Annotated in this window: 18 protein-coding genes; 11 read left to right on the forward strand and 7 right to left on the reverse strand. The window is 63.1% G+C overall.

Annotation, left to right across the window (positions count from 1 at the left end; all coding sequences use genetic code 11):
• Positions 1-107: 107 nt before the first annotated feature.
• Positions 108-719, forward strand: a complete 612-nt coding sequence (locus ACKWRH_RS19490) for a GNAT family N-acetyltransferase (RefSeq protein ID WP_028147806.1) — start codon at positions 108-110, stop codon at positions 717-719.
• A gap of 78 nt (positions 720-797) precedes the next feature.
• Here the strand turns inward: ACKWRH_RS19490 and ACKWRH_RS19495 are convergent, their stop codons facing one another.
• From ACKWRH_RS19495 to ACKWRH_RS19505, 3 genes are all read right to left on the reverse strand, one after another.
• Positions 798-1103 carry a hypothetical protein gene (locus tag ACKWRH_RS19495; protein ID WP_445221910.1) on the reverse strand — a complete coding sequence of 102 codons (306 nt, stop codon included), beginning with the start codon at positions 1101-1103 and terminating at the stop codon, positions 798-800.
• An 85-nt stretch (positions 1104-1188) separates the two neighbouring features.
• Entirely contained in the window at positions 1189-1488 is a 300-nt protein-coding gene (locus ACKWRH_RS19500; RefSeq protein WP_445221911.1) for a putative quinol monooxygenase, read from the reverse strand.
• Positions 1489-1513: 25 nt separating this feature from the next.
• Positions 1514-2200 (reverse strand): DUF2161 domain-containing phosphodiesterase, encoded by a 687-nt coding sequence (locus ACKWRH_RS19505; protein ID WP_445221912.1) that lies wholly within the window; start codon positions 2198-2200, stop codon positions 1514-1516.
• 138 nt (positions 2201-2338) lie between these two features.
• On the opposite strand from ACKWRH_RS19505, the gene ACKWRH_RS19510 reads away from it, so the two are divergent.
• Positions 2339-2593, forward strand: a complete 255-nt coding sequence (locus ACKWRH_RS19510) for a hypothetical protein (protein ID WP_445221913.1) — start codon at positions 2339-2341, stop codon at positions 2591-2593.
• 88 nt (positions 2594-2681) lie between these two features.
• Here ACKWRH_RS19510 and ACKWRH_RS19515 read toward each other — a convergent pair whose 3' ends face one another.
• Positions 2682-3362 (reverse strand): SDR family oxidoreductase, encoded by a 681-nt coding sequence (locus ACKWRH_RS19515; RefSeq protein WP_445221914.1) that lies wholly within the window; start codon positions 3360-3362, stop codon positions 2682-2684.
• A 119-nt stretch (positions 3363-3481) separates the two neighbouring features.
• On the opposite strand from ACKWRH_RS19515, the gene ACKWRH_RS19520 reads away from it, so the two are divergent.
• Entirely contained in the window at positions 3482-4225 is a 744-nt protein-coding gene (locus ACKWRH_RS19520) for an SGNH/GDSL hydrolase family protein (protein WP_445221915.1), read from the forward strand.
• Here ACKWRH_RS19520 and ACKWRH_RS19525 read toward each other — a convergent pair.
• A complete protein-coding gene (locus tag ACKWRH_RS19525; RefSeq protein ID WP_445221916.1) occupies positions 4215-4958 on the reverse strand; it encodes a tyrosine-protein phosphatase in 744 nt (247 codons plus the stop codon). The genes ACKWRH_RS19520 and ACKWRH_RS19525 overlap by 11 nt on opposite strands.
• 68 nt (positions 4959-5026) lie before the next feature.
• Between ACKWRH_RS19525 and ACKWRH_RS19530 the strand changes: the two genes are divergently transcribed.
• Positions 5027-5353: an MliC family protein gene (locus tag ACKWRH_RS19530; protein ID WP_063983627.1), complete on the forward strand. Its 327-nt coding sequence runs from the start codon at positions 5027-5029 to the stop codon at positions 5351-5353.
• Positions 5354-5464: 111 nt separating this feature from the next.
• On the opposite strand, the gene ACKWRH_RS19535 is transcribed toward ACKWRH_RS19530, so the two are convergent.
• Positions 5465-5668, reverse strand: a complete 204-nt coding sequence (locus ACKWRH_RS19535; protein ID WP_445221917.1) for a DUF2735 domain-containing protein — start codon at positions 5666-5668, stop codon at positions 5465-5467.
• A 535-nt stretch (positions 5669-6203) separates the two neighbouring features.
• On the opposite strand from ACKWRH_RS19535, the gene ACKWRH_RS19540 reads away from it, so the two are divergent.
• The 4 genes from ACKWRH_RS19540 to ACKWRH_RS19555 all read left to right on the forward strand — a co-directional run bounded on the left by ACKWRH_RS19540 (position 6204) and on the right by ACKWRH_RS19555 (position 9693).
• On the forward strand, positions 6204-7238 hold the full coding sequence (locus ACKWRH_RS19540; protein ID WP_038943077.1) for a glutamine synthetase beta-grasp domain-containing protein: 1035 nt from the start codon (positions 6204-6206) through the stop codon (positions 7236-7238).
• A gap of 197 nt (positions 7239-7435) precedes the next feature.
• A complete protein-coding gene (locus ACKWRH_RS19545) occupies positions 7436-8137 on the forward strand; it encodes a GrlR family regulatory protein (RefSeq protein WP_445221918.1) in 702 nt (233 codons plus the stop codon).
• Positions 8138-8155: 18 nt separating this feature from the next.
• Positions 8156-8839 (forward strand): substrate-binding domain-containing protein, encoded by a 684-nt coding sequence (locus ACKWRH_RS19550; protein WP_445221919.1) that lies wholly within the window; start codon positions 8156-8158, stop codon positions 8837-8839.
• A 32-nt stretch (positions 8840-8871) separates the two neighbouring features.
• Positions 8872-9693: a tetratricopeptide repeat protein gene (locus ACKWRH_RS19555; protein ID WP_445221920.1), complete on the forward strand. Its 822-nt coding sequence runs from the start codon at positions 8872-8874 to the stop codon at positions 9691-9693.
• Positions 9694-9752: 59 nt separating this feature from the next.
• Here ACKWRH_RS19555 and ACKWRH_RS19560 read toward each other — a convergent pair whose 3' ends face one another.
• Positions 9753-10211 (reverse strand): hypothetical protein, encoded by a 459-nt coding sequence (locus ACKWRH_RS19560; RefSeq protein ID WP_445221921.1) that lies wholly within the window; start codon positions 10209-10211, stop codon positions 9753-9755.
• Between the two features lie 100 nt (positions 10212-10311).
• On the opposite strand from ACKWRH_RS19560, the gene ACKWRH_RS19565 reads away from it, so the two are divergent.
• From ACKWRH_RS19565 to ACKWRH_RS19575, 3 genes are all read left to right on the forward strand, one after another.
• Positions 10312-10461, forward strand: a complete 150-nt coding sequence (locus ACKWRH_RS19565) for a hypothetical protein (RefSeq protein WP_007591825.1) — start codon at positions 10312-10314, stop codon at positions 10459-10461.
• A gap of 265 nt (positions 10462-10726) precedes the next feature.
• Positions 10727-11431, forward strand: a complete 705-nt coding sequence (locus tag ACKWRH_RS19570; protein ID WP_445221922.1) for a GrlR family regulatory protein — start codon at positions 10727-10729, stop codon at positions 11429-11431.
• 117 nt (positions 11432-11548) lie between these two features.
• Positions 11549-12583 carry an IS110 family transposase gene (locus ACKWRH_RS19575; RefSeq protein WP_445216185.1) on the forward strand — a complete coding sequence of 345 codons (1035 nt, stop codon included), beginning with the start codon at positions 11549-11551 and terminating at the stop codon, positions 12581-12583.
• Positions 12584-12626 lie beyond the last annotated feature (43 nt).

The following is a 12626-nucleotide window of genomic DNA, read 5'->3' on the forward strand; positions in this document are numbered from 1 at the left end:
CCTGAAACTTGGGCAGGTTCCCGCCTTGAAAAACATGCTGCGTCGCACAATATTGGGAGCCTAGGGATTCGAACGCCTCCTCGAGGGACACCAAGAGGAGTTTTGACGTGGTACTTGAAGACACGACCCGCACGACGCCCGTTCCGGGCTATGTGCGGACCTTGAGCCAGCAGGAAGAATTGCCGCTTCTGCGCGATCACCTCCTGCGGCTTGATTCCGCAAGCCGGCACGACCGTTTCAACGGCTTTCTCGACGACAGCTTCATCGAGCGTTACGCCGCCCGCTGCGCCGAGGACGGCACCGTGATTGTCGCCTACATCGTCGACGGCGTGGTCCGCGGCGCGGCCGAGCTGCATCCGCCGGAGGACGATTCGCTGCCCGAGGTCGCCTTCAGCGTGGAAGCCTCGGCGCGGCGCCAGAACGTCGGCACCATCTTGTTCAGCCGGCTGATCGCGGAAGCGCGCTGGAAAGGCTACAAGCGCCTGCGCATCACCACCGGCGCCGAGAATCACGCCATGCGGGCGCTCGCCAGGAAGTTCGGCGCGAATCTGCAATTCCGTCATGGCGAATCGACCGGCACGATCGATCTCGCCAAGACGCCCGAGGCCGAGCTCGCTGAACTCGCGGCCTCGCCCTTCACGGCCGGCCGCGCTCTTCTCAGCTTCAACTCGACCTGCTGGAAGATCATCTCCAGCATGTACGGCAACCGCGCCGCCTAGATCCAAAAGCGGATTGGAATCAAAAAGCGGACCGGCAAAACCGGTCCGCTTTCGTATTGGGGATAGGGAATTGCGCGCTCAGGTGCCGGTGCGCTTGTCGTTACCGAAGCGGCGGACGACACGGCGTTCGACCACCACCGAGCGCTGCGCACCTTGTTCGCCAGCGATCACGCGCGTGGCGGTGATGCGGCCGTTGGTGCGGGCCTGCTTCTTCACCTCGGCCTGCACGACGTCGAGCGGCATCCCCATCAGCGCTGAGGCGATCTCTGCCTGCTGCTCCTGATCGTCGGTGATGCCGACGGCGGCGAAGATCGCCTCGTCCAGGGTCGGCGGATCGTGGCGCACGCGCCGCGTGCCATATTTGGTATTCCAGTCTGCGCTCATAACGGCCTCGGTTTGATGCCGGGATACCTAGTGCCGGAGATGTTGCATTGCAATATGAATTTGGTGTGGCATCACAGCTATGCGCTCACAGCTTTTCGAGCCTGCTGGCCTCATAAAGGTCGAGCGTGGTGGGCCCTGTGGCCAGTGAGCGCAAGGTCCGTACGAACTCACCGGATGCAGATACCGCAAAGTGGGCGGCGAGCGCGGCGCGGTCGGCCCATTGCTCGAAGAATACCAGCCTGAGCGGGTTCTCGCAGTCGACATGCACTGCATGTGAGATGCAGCCGGGCTCCTGTCGCGACCGATGAACATGCTCGAGGCTCAGGCGGCGCGCCTCGTCAAACGTCTCGGCACGGACCGTTACGCTGCCAGTCACAACGATCATGCGATGTCTCCCAACGTGATTGCCGCTAGGGCAGGGATGCCCCGCGGGGCGTTTCTTTCATCGGTGCCTGCGGCCAGCGTTTCAGCGCCGCGTGTCCGGCCTCGGTGAGCCCGTAGATTCCCCGGTCCGCACGTTCGAACCAGCCATACACATTGCTAAGCAAGATCTTGCCGGCATCGGGACAGCGCTCGCGCAATTCGCGCACCTTTCGTGGCCCACCGACGAGTTCCGACGCACAGGCCAGCGCCTGCTGGCGATAGGCAGTCATGATCGGCGCGCGGGTGCTGCCACCGAGCACGGGATCGCCCTGGCGGCGCTGATGTTCGGCGACCAGGCGCGAACGGACCTTTGGCTCGCGGCGCGGCGCTGCCGTCGGCGGCTTCACCAGCACCTCGACCTGGCCGCGGTCAGTGACCCCAAGCATACCGAAGCCGAGGCGGCGGCAGAGATTGCGATAACGCGCATCGCTCTCGCGCCCCTTGCCGCGCACGGACATCTTTGCGGCGATCCAGACCTCGTCGCCGGCGGGCGCGCGGTCGACCGCCTGGAGGATCAGCTCGAGATTGAAGGCGAGCTTGAGCTCGCCAATCACCACGACAGGCGGATCGCCGGCGCTGAGACCGACGAGGTCGCAACCGCCGATCTCGCCCTTGACCGTGAAGCCGAGCTCTTCGAGGAAGCGTTTGACGGGTAGATAAAGCGCGGTTTCCAAGGAAAGCGTCCGAGTCTTGCGTTCCGAGAATCAGTTGCGGCCAGTCTAGCCCGGAACGCAGTTGTGGCTCTGCGCCATTTGATCGGGAACCGATGGTGCGGCTATCCTGCGACCGGGACAGTCGGGCGCTTTGCGAAGATGACAATCAGGAATGGCCTCTATCACATTCGCATCGAGATGCTGGATGCCGTCCAGGGCGGCAACCAGGGCGTTATGGTCCTGCGCGACGGCACCATGCGAGGCGGCGATTCATTCTTCTTCGCCTATGGCAGCTACACCTCGGCCGACGGCAAGTGGAAGGGCGAGCTGACCAACGAGGAGCACTCGCCCTCGTTCGACGAGCGCCCGGTGTGGGGTCGCAAGGTCGTGACGATCGGCTTCAGCGGCACCTAGCCGGCGAGACCGCCTATGGCGAAGGCATCGCGCTCGCCGGCAAGCAGAGCATCCGCTTCAAGGGCAATCTGCGGCTATTGGTGCCGGACTAGACCCGACCGCTCACCGGGATCAGCGCGCCAGTGACGCCGCTCGCGGCATCGCTCGCGAGGAAGAGGATCACCTCGGCGAGTTCCTGCGGTGTCACCCATTTGGAGAAATCCGCCTTCGGCATGTCGGCGCGGTTGGCCTTGGTGTCGATGATCGACGGCAGCACCGCGTTCACGGTCACCTTGCCCTTCCACTCGTTGGCAAGCGCCTCGGTGAGGCGATGCACGCCGGCTTTCGACGCCGCATAGGGGCCCATGCCGGAACCTGCCTGAAGCGCGCCCGTGGCGCCGATATTGACGATGCGGCCGGCCCCGGACGTGGCGAGATGCGGCAGCGCCGCGTGCGAGGTGTTGAGGGCCGTCAGCACGTTGAGCGCATGCATGCGCTGCCACGTCCTGATGTCGCCGTCGCCCACGGTCTCGAACGCGAAGCCGCCGGCGATGTTGATCAGCGCATCCAGCCTGCCGAAGTGCTTTGCCGCTGCCTCGACCGCCGTCTTCGCTTGCGCTGGGTCGGACAGATCGACGCTGCCGATCTCGATGCGTTCGGGCGTTGCCGACATCTGCGAGGGCGCGTGATCGATGCCGGCCACACGCGCTCCGCGCGCCAACGCTGTCTCGGCGACAACCTTGCCAAGGGCGCCAAGCGCGCCCGTCACGACAATGACTTTTCCCTGCACGGCGCTCTCCGTCGTTTCAATTCGCGCCAACTATTGCGCGCGGTGAATTGGGCTTGCAATGGCGGCGGCTTCCAAATTGGGCTATAAATGCAACTTTAGATGGTTGAGGAGGTTGTTTCATGTCTGACAATTTGCCGACCCTCGAGTTTCCTGCTGCGATCGTTCATCTGCAGTACCCGCTGGAGAATTTCAGGAAGGCATTGGGCGGAAAGGGGCCCGTGCGCATCGTGGCGATGGGGTCGTCCTCGACGGCCGGACTCGGCAACGTCGTTGCATATCCCGCGCGGCTCGAGCTGTACTTGAGAAAACACTATAAGGATGATGACCTCCATAAAGACATTCGGATCGACTTGTTCAACCGCGGCAAGGGCGGTGAAGATGCGCCACAGGAAGTGGATCGGTTCAACGACGATATCTTTGCCGACAATCCTTCCCTGGTGCTCTGGCAAGTCGGAACCAACGCTGTGTTTCGCAAGGAGCAATTCAACTTCGATGAAGTGGTTGGGAAGATCGCCGAGGGATTGACGCTCCTGCGCGGTCACCCGACCATGGACGTCATTCTGATCGACCCGCAATACGTGACAGCCATGCTCGAGGACAATGCCGAGCTTTCGGAGAAGATGGTTTCGGCAATCCGGACCGCGGCGCAAGACGCCAAGGTCAATCTGTTCCCGCGCTGGGCGCTGATGCGGCATTGGCACGCGTACAACAACGCAACGTTCGAGCAGCTGCTCGCGGCTGACGATGAGTTGAAGCTGCATCAGAGCGACTGGAGCACGATGCATGTTGCGCGCGCTCTTCGTTCGGCGATCCTAACGAAGACCGGCGTGACACAAAGATGCCCGTGTCTGATTACGACTTGAGATAACGCTCTTTCAGCGCGGTCCGCTCGGCCGTGCCCAGCTTGAGCCCGTCGCGCAAATAGGTATCGAGATCGCCGTACTCCCTGCCGACGGCTTCGAACGCAGCGGCAAGATACGAGGCCTCGACGCTGCCAATGGCGTTGCGCACGTCCTCCGGCAGGTCGATGGCGGCCGTCGCGTCCCGCTTGTAGTGCTGGTTGGTCAACAGGTAGTCCTCGGCAATGACCTCGTCGGTCACACCGAGCGCATGCAGGATCAGCGCGCTTGCAAAGCCGGTGCGGTCCTTGCCGGCGGTGCAGTGGATCACCAGCGGCGCGCGGTCTTCCAGGAGATGGCCGAACAGCGCGCGAAAACTGTGCGTGTTGTGGCGGACATAGTTGCGGTAGGACTCGCGCATGAGGTCGAGCGCAACCGGTGCGGTGAGCCTGCCCTTGGCAAGCTCGGCGCGCAGCGCGGCCACCACCGTCGGCTCGATCGGCAGCGAATGCACGGTGATCTCGTTCACGACGCAGACGCCGGCCGCGCGCTCCTCGACGCCGCGAAAATCGAAGGCGCTGCGCACGCCCAGCGCGCGGACGATCTCGACGTCGGCGGGCGTGAGCTGGCCGAGATGGTTGGAGCGGAAGATGTGGCGCCAGCGCGTGGTGCGGCCATCGATGGTCGGATAGCCGCCAAGGTCGCGAAAATTGCTGGCGCCTTGCAGGGCGAGGTGGCGGGCGAGGGAATCTGGCATGAGATCAGCTTGGGTTATGTTTCCGCTGGACGCACTACGGCGTCCTTGAGTGCATTCAGGGGGCAATCATGGGCCGGCACAAGGCCATTGTTTTGGCGATCACCATGCTGTCGGGCGGAATTATCGGTGCGGGACAGGCGGACGCGCAGACGTTCCGGACCTATCGCTGCGCCGATGGTACGCAGTTCATCGTGGGATTTTATGACGATGACAAACGCGCCTTCCTTCAGATCGACGGCGAACCTGTCACGCTGAAGAAGCGGCTGGCGCTTTCTGGCACGCGCTATTCGGGGGCAGGGATCACGCTGAGGATCGGCAAGACCGGAGCGACCACGGTCCAGCATCTGAAGCGGCCGGTCACTTCCTGCACGGTGATCGAAAAGCCCGCGCTCTAGCCGGGAGTCCACCAGGAATCAAAAAGGGCCGAAACCTCGTTGTTTCGACCCTTTTTCAAACTTCCGTCGGACGCTTGCGCGAGCGCGGCGGCATCATACCAAACACAAACATTAGCGTTCCCATTTGGGCTTTGCTTCGTCGACGGCATCCTGGTGGTACCAGCTGTCGCTGCAGATCGAGACGTTCGCGGGAAGCGAAGCATGATCGGCTGGAAGGCCGGTGTCGCCATAGCGGCGTCCGGCGAGAGCCGCGCGGCCCCCGACAGGGAATTGGTAGATCGTTGCAGATCCGTGATTCAGACCATTATTCATCATTGCGATTGCTCCTGGGTCGAAGCGCCTTGGCCTCCATGGTGCGCCCGACTCGTTCGATTGTGGTTACTGGATTCCCCATATCGGCCGCGCATCCCGAATTGGAAAGTGCTGAAAAGGAAATCAGTTGCTGCCTAATTTGTGGGCATGTGACCCTCTGCATCCCCTAAGGCACCGTGTCGGTGGCTAACGCCTGGGCCATTCCAAAGGTTGCTAGGCAGGGCGCAGGACTTTGCGAAAGTTGCCGGACGTTGATGCGCGTTTCATCGGCAATCTCCGGCTTCGGCGCGTCTGCTCCAGAATCAGGCGTTTTCCGCGGGATTTTTGCGGTGCAGCTTCACGCGAAGGTGCGCGGCTATGACGCACGCCACCGGGGACGGTTTGCCGTTGGTGGGCCGATCCCGGCCGCGGTGGAAAGCCTCCCGCGCTGCGGCCTTTTGGCACGCAAAATGCTTGTAGAGCGGCGGCCGATGATGGCCGGGTACAAACGTGCGGGGGCTCTCAACCCCACCTTTCGCATCATCTACAGAGAGGCTCAATGACCAAGTATAAGCTCGAGTACATTTGGCTCGACGGATATACGCCGACTCCGAACTTGCGCGGCAAAACACAGATCAAGGAATTCGCGTCGTTCCCGACGCTCGAGCAGCTTCCGCTCTGGGGCTTCGATGGCTCCTCCACGCAGCAGGCCGAAGGCCACAGCTCCGATTGCGTGCTGAAGCCGGTCGCCGTGTTCCCGGACGCCGCGCGCACCAACGGTGTGCTCGTGATGTGCGAAGTCATGATGCCCGATGGCAAGACCCCGCACGCCTCCAACAAGCGCGCCACCATCCTCGATGACGCCGGCGCATGGTTCGGCTTCGAGCAGGAATACTTCTTCTACAAGGACGGCCGTCCGCTCGGCTTCCCGGCCTCCGGCTATCCGGCGCCGCAGGGTCCGTACTACACCGGCGTCGGCTTCTCGAATGTCGGCGACGTCGCCCGCAAGATCGTCGAAGAGCATCTCGACCTCTGCCTGGCTGCCGGCATCAACCATGAAGGCATCAACGCGGAAGTCGCGAAGGGCCAGTGGGAATTCCAGATCTTCGGCAAGGGCTCCAAGAAGGCCGCTGACGAAATGTGGATGGCGCGCTACCTGATGCTGCGCCTGACCGAGAAGTACGGCATCGACATCGAGTTCCACTGCAAGCCGCTCGGCGACACCGACTGGAACGGCTCCGGCATGCACGCCAACTTCTCGACCGAGTACATGCGTACGGTCGGCGGCAAGGAGTACTTCGAGGCGCTCATGGCGGCCTTCGACAAGAACCTGATGGACCACATCGCCGTCTACGGCCCGGACAACGACAAGCGTCTGACCGGCAAGCACGAGACCGCGCCGTGGAACAAGTTCAGCTACGGCGTTGCCGATCGCGGCGCGTCGATCCGCGTTCCGCACTCCTTCGTCAACAACGGCTACAAGGGCTATCTGGAAGACCGCCGTCCGAACTCGCAGGGCGACCCATACCAGATCGCTTCGCAGATCCTGAAGACGATCGCGTCCGTGCCCGCCGACAAGAAGGCCGCGGCCTAAGACCCTCCCGGCCCGGGCCGGGGGGCTGGCCCGGGTTGGTCTTCAATCCGCCGGAGCTGCAAAGCTCCGGCGGATTTTTTGCATTCCGATGACAGCCGTCGTTGTGGGTCTGCCGGCCATGCCGGCTTGAAGTCTGTCCATCGCCGGCGAAACCGGGATAGAATGCCCCGGGATGCGCGGGGCCGGGGACACGGCTGGTGTTTGAAGGCTTCTACAAGGTGCGATTTCAGCTCGGCGACGCGGTCGGCCGGAGCGTGATGCATGTCGGCAATGACAAGATGCTCGGCGGCAATTCGGCCTTCGCCCATATCGGCACCTATGAGAGGACCGAAGCCGGCGTCGACATCGTCATCAAGACGGTCCGCCACAACCCGGACTCGAACTACCGCGCCATGGCCGGCACCGACGATGCGACCTTGCTTGCGAAGGGCTGGGCCGACGGCGATCTCTATCGATTCAAGGGCGAGCTGAAAGAGCTCCCCGGCGTGCCCTTCCAGTCGGTGATGACGCCGATCACCGAAGACGAGGTGCCGATTGCGGGCGGCGTCGGCGAGGCCGGCATCGCCGACGGGCTCTATTCGGTGCACCTGCGCATGCTCGACGGCGTCGATGGCGGCCTGACCGGCGTGATGCTGCTCAACCAGGGCCGCATCCTCGGCGGCGATGCCTCGTTCTACTATCTCGGCAGCTACACCGCGGCCAAGGGGCGCTGGAAGGGCCAGATCCTCAACCAGGAGCACACGCCGGCCAAGGACGATCCGATCTTCGGCGGCCACGAGGTCGGCATCGGTTTCTCCGGCACCTATGACGCGGAGCACGCGGTGCTGGAGGCAACGGCGCTCGCCGGCAAGCGCAGCCTGCGCCTGACCGCCGCGCTCAAGCTGATGCACCGCGCCTGATCGCGACAGGAATAGCCCATGGAAAACATTCGCATGCTCTCGACGCTCGGCCTGATGGGCGCGATGCGCAGCCTCTCCTTCGCCTTCGAAGCTGCCCACGGCATCCATGTCGATGCCGACTTCGCGCCCACCCTGGCACTGCTGAAACGGCTACGCGACGGCGAGGCCGCCGATCTCGTCATCCTGACCCGTGAGGGGCTCGACGAGATGATCGGCGAGGGCCGCGTGGCCGCAGGTAGCGCAGCCGATCTGGCGCGCTCCTTCGTCGGCATTGCCGTGCGGGCAGGGGGCGTGCATCCCGACATCTCCAGCGAAGCTGCGTTGCGCAAGTCGCTGCTCGCGGCGCGATCCGTCGCCTATTCGCGGCTGGGCGCGAGCGGTGTCTATTTCGCCCAGTTGGTTCAGCGATGGGGTATCGCGACCGAGATCAACGCCAAGGCCACCATCGTCGAGCAGGGCTTTACGGCGGAGCGGCTCGTCAGCGGCGAGGCCGACCTCGCCGTGCAGCAGATCAGCGAGCTGAAGCAGGTCGAGGGCATCGAGGTCGTCGGCCCGATCCCGCACGATTTGCAGACACCGGCCGTGTTCTCCGCCGGCCGCATGGCCAACGCCAGACATGCCGAAGCGGCCGATCGGCTGCTGCGCTATCTGGCATCGCCGGAGGTCGTCCCGGTGCTGCGCCAATCGGGACTCGAGCCTTGAATTTGCCGGAGCAGAGACGCAACGTGGCGCCCATGCGGACCTGTCTCCTTGCGATCCTCCTCACGCTCGCCGCGCCGTTATCGGCGTATGCCCAATCGGCCGATCTCGTCCTGTGCGACCGGCTGGCCGCCGATCCCAGCGATCCCGACAAGCCGGCCGATGTGAAGGGCGTGACGGAGCTTGCTGCATCCGACATTGCGACTGCCGTCAAATTCTGCAAACAGGCTGCACCGTCGTCGCGGCGCGCGATGTTCGCGCTCGGCCGCGCCTATGCCGCCAACCGGCAGACGGCGGAGGCGATCGCCGCCTGGCGCAAGGCGGCCGACAAGGGATCGAGCGCGGCGATGGTCGAGCTCGGCGTCGCCTACGGCACCGGCTCCGGTGTCGCGAAAGACGAAGCACAAGCGCGAAAGCTGTTCGAGCGGGCGGCGCAGGCCGGCAATCCTCGCGGTGTCAGCAATCTTGCCGCGCTCGGCGGCGCTGGCGGTGCTGCGCCGGCCGATCCCGCACAGGCGCGTGCGCTGCTCGGCAGGGCGGCCGAGACCAACGCGGAGGCGCAGTACCAGCTTGGCCTGATGCTCTCCAACGGCAACGGCGGCGAGAGGGACGACGTCGCGGCGCGCGCGATGTTCGAGAAGGCGGCGGCGCAAAACCATCCCGGCGCGCTGGAGCGGATGGGCGCCTTCGCACAGGAAGGCCGCGGCGGCGCCAAGGACAAGGATGCCGCAAAGGCCTATTACGAGCGCGCTGCCGCGCTCGGCGACGAGGACGCCAAGAAGGCGCTGGAGCGGATCCGCTGTCCCTATGCGATCAAGGACAAGCAGGGCAAGCTCGTCACCACGCTGTGCTTCTAGAGCATGATCCGGAAAAGTGTGAAGCGGTTTTTCGAAAAGATCATGCTCAAGCAATAACCTCACTTCATGTAGTAGGCGAGATTGTTGCGGGCGTCGCGATAGGTCGTATCGAGAAAGTCGGGATATTGCGCGGCGGCCTGCGCCACCGCGCGCACGACGCAGTCCCAGAAATCGCCATTCCAGTTGAAATGCGCCTCGGCCGCGCCCTCGAATTTGACGGCGGTGATGATAGCTTGCCGGATCGCATCGTCACTGGCTCGCGGATGGGCGCGTTTCACATAACCGAACATCGGCCCTTCATGGGCGTGGTCGCGGTCCCAGCGATGCTTCTCGCTGAACTGCTCCGGCGTGAGCGTGCGATCGACGCGGACCTCTTCGGCGCTCGGACGCCCCTCGATCGAATCCAATCGGTAGCGCCAGCGCCAGAGTTCGAAGGCCGCATCGAGCAGCGGCTGTTTCGCCGCGCTGGCGACGATCGCTGCGATCAGTTCCTCGGCTGATGGTTCTATCTGGTTCATGCCGATTGGTCGCACGTTTGCGCCGGCGGGTTCGAAGGAGCCTCAAGGAGGAACCAGCTCCGGCACGGGCCGTTGAATCACAGCGAGCGGGAGGTCCACCATGATCCGCAAACTGGCATCCGGCGAATACCGCCTCTATTCACGCAAGGTGAATCCCAAGACCGGCAAGCGCCGCAACCTCGGCACGTTCCGAAGCCGCGCCGCGGCCGAGAAGCACGAGCGCGAAGTGCAGTATTTCAAGCGTCACTAGCGTGTGAGGTAGGCCGCTCCGCAAAGGGCAGACAAAAAGTCGAAAAACAACCCCATGCACAGTAGCCAAGTCGTTGAAATCACTAATTTCGTATTTTGCGAAATACTAATTGACCCGTCGGGCAAAACAGGGGCATGATGGCATCATGCGGCGAGTGGGCTCCGCTCCCGCCCTGCGCTGAAAAGCCGGATGGCCTCGGTGCGGCGACAGTGCTAGGTAGCCGCGATTCTTTTCTGATTTTGTCTGATTTTGCGGGTTTAAGACATTGCTGGACGGACTCTACAAGGTTGAATACGGCATCAACGGCGCCTTCGGCCGCAGCATCATGTGCATGCACAATGGCAAGATGCTGGGCGGCAACTCCGCCTTCGCGCATCTCGGGACCTACGACGTCAGGGACGGCGCGATCGAAGCCAATGTCATCACCGAGCGCCACAATGACGATCCCAATTACAAGTCGCTGATGGGCACCGACGTCGCCGCGATCAAGGTCCGCGGCAGGACGGAGGGATCGACGATCCTGTTCGAGGGCAAGGCCGATCCGATGCCCGACAGCGTGTTCTGGGCAAACCTCGCGCCGCTCGACGACGAGGCGCTGCCGCCGCGCGGCACGGTCGGGCCGGGTGGGATTGCCAACGGGCTCTATGCGATCCATCTGCGCACGCTCGACGGCGTCGATGCCGGGCTCTCCGGCGTGATGCTGCTGATGGACGGCCGCATTCTCGGCGGCGATGCGTTCTTCTACTATCTCGGCTCCTATTCCTCGGAAGAGGGCCGCTGGAAGGGCGAGATCGTGAACCAGGAACACACCCCGTCGAAAGGCGAAAATCCGGTCTTCGGCGGCGGCGAGGTCGGGATCGGCTTCTCCGGAACCTGCACGGCGGAGAGCGGCGAGCTCGAAGGCATCGCACTCGCCGGCAAGCGCAGCCTGCGCCTTGCGGCCTCGCTCAAGCTGATGAGAAGGGCCTAGATGCGGTAATGGGCCCGGCTCCGAGCAAGGGGTCATGATGGTGGCTGTCCCCCGATAGATGATGAAACGGGGTCACGATTTGAGTCGGCCCCAAGCATCTGGAGACGGAGGACAGCCGTGGACAATTATGCCGGAATCGACGTGTCATTGGAACTGTCGAGCGTGTGTGTTGTGGACGCCCAGGGTAAGATCCTGAGGGAAGCAAAGGTCGCAAGCGAGCCCGGCGCCTTAGTTGAGCTTTTTGAGGCGCTCGGCTTTGCAGTGAAGCGGATCGGGCTGGAGGCTGGGCCGCTGTCGCAATGGCTGCATGCGGGCCTGAGAGGTGCAGGATTCGAAACAGTTCTGCTGGAAACGCGGCACGTGAAGGCCGCGTTGTCTGCAATGACGGTTAAGACGGATCGGAAGGATGCCCGCGGGATCGCCCAGTTGATCCGGATGGGGTGGTATCGATCGGTACACGTAAAGTCGGTTGACGCGCAAGAGATCCGGGCACTCCTGATCGCACGCAAACAGCTTCTCGGGCGGCTCATCGATGTAGAACTAAGTATCCGAGGGATTTTGCGCGGCTTCGGTCTGAAGGTTGGTCCGGTGACGCGAAGGAATTTCGAAGCGCGGATTCGAGAGCTGGTTGCGGGCCAGGCGACATTGGAGCGCATTGCCGATGCGATGCTTTCGGCGCGATCGACCCTGAAGGCAGAATACGGAAGGCTACACAAGGCTGTGCTGGCAGCTGTGCGTGACGATGCGGTCTGTCGCCGGCTGATGACAGTGCCAGGCGTTGGTCCCCTAGTGGCTATTACCTACAAATCGGCGATTGATGATCCTAAGCGCATTGCAAAGTCAAAGGCAGCAGGCGCGCTGTTCGGGCTCACACCAAAGAAATATCAATCGGGAGAAAAGGACGTCACGGGCGGAATCACGCTGGCCGGCGATGAGACGGTGCGGACGGTCTTGTATGAAGCCGCCAACGTTCTGCTATCGCGTATCACACGGTTCTCGAAACTCAAGCGCTGGGGGATGGACGTCGCCAAACGGCGAGGCTCGAAGCGCGCAAAAGTCGCCCTGGCACGTAAGCTCGCAGTGATCTTGCATCGGATCTGGGTCGACGGCACAACTTACCGATGGGCTGAAGCGGGGCCGATAGCGGCATAGAACAGGCGGAGGAAATTAAGAACGCAACCGGGCTGAACTGAAG

Source organism: Bradyrhizobium sp. Pa8, assembly GCF_052588265.1.

What these genes read in the sequence shown, in the direction of transcription:
- ACKWRH_RS19510 (WP_445221913.1), top strand. Translation starts at nt 2,339, where the DNA reads ATGACAATCAGGAATGGCCTCTATCACATTCGCATCGAGATGCTGGAT.
- ACKWRH_RS19550 (WP_445221919.1), top strand. Translation starts at nt 8,156, where the DNA reads ATGGAAAACATTCGCATGCTCTCGACGCTCGGCCTGATGGGCGCGATG.
- ACKWRH_RS19565 (WP_007591825.1), top strand. Translation starts at nt 10,312, where the DNA reads ATGATCCGCAAACTGGCATCCGGCGAATACCGCCTCTATTCACGCAAG.
- ACKWRH_RS19520 (WP_445221915.1), top strand. Translation starts at nt 3,482, where the DNA reads ATGTCTGACAATTTGCCGACCCTCGAGTTTCCTGCTGCGATCGTTCAT.
- ACKWRH_RS19495 (WP_445221910.1), bottom strand. Translation starts at nt 1,103, where the DNA reads ATGAGCGCAGACTGGAATACCAAATATGGCACGCGGCGCGTGCGCCAC.
- ACKWRH_RS19535 (WP_445221917.1), bottom strand. Translation starts at nt 5,668, where the DNA reads ATGATGAATAATGGTCTGAATCACGGATCTGCAACGATCTACCAATTC.
- ACKWRH_RS19500 (WP_445221911.1), bottom strand. Translation starts at nt 1,488, where the DNA reads ATGATCGTTGTGACTGGCAGCGTAACGGTCCGTGCCGAGACGTTTGAC.
- ACKWRH_RS19540 (WP_038943077.1), top strand. Translation starts at nt 6,204, where the DNA reads ATGACCAAGTATAAGCTCGAGTACATTTGGCTCGACGGATATACGCCG.
- ACKWRH_RS19525 (WP_445221916.1), bottom strand. Translation starts at nt 4,958, where the DNA reads ATGCCAGATTCCCTCGCCCGCCACCTCGCCCTGCAAGGCGCCAGCAAT.
- ACKWRH_RS19560 (WP_445221921.1), bottom strand. Translation starts at nt 10,211, where the DNA reads ATGAACCAGATAGAACCATCAGCCGAGGAACTGATCGCAGCGATCGTC.
- ACKWRH_RS19555 (WP_445221920.1), top strand. Translation starts at nt 8,872, where the DNA reads ATGCGGACCTGTCTCCTTGCGATCCTCCTCACGCTCGCCGCGCCGTTA.
- ACKWRH_RS19530 (WP_063983627.1), top strand. Translation starts at nt 5,027, where the DNA reads ATGGGCCGGCACAAGGCCATTGTTTTGGCGATCACCATGCTGTCGGGC.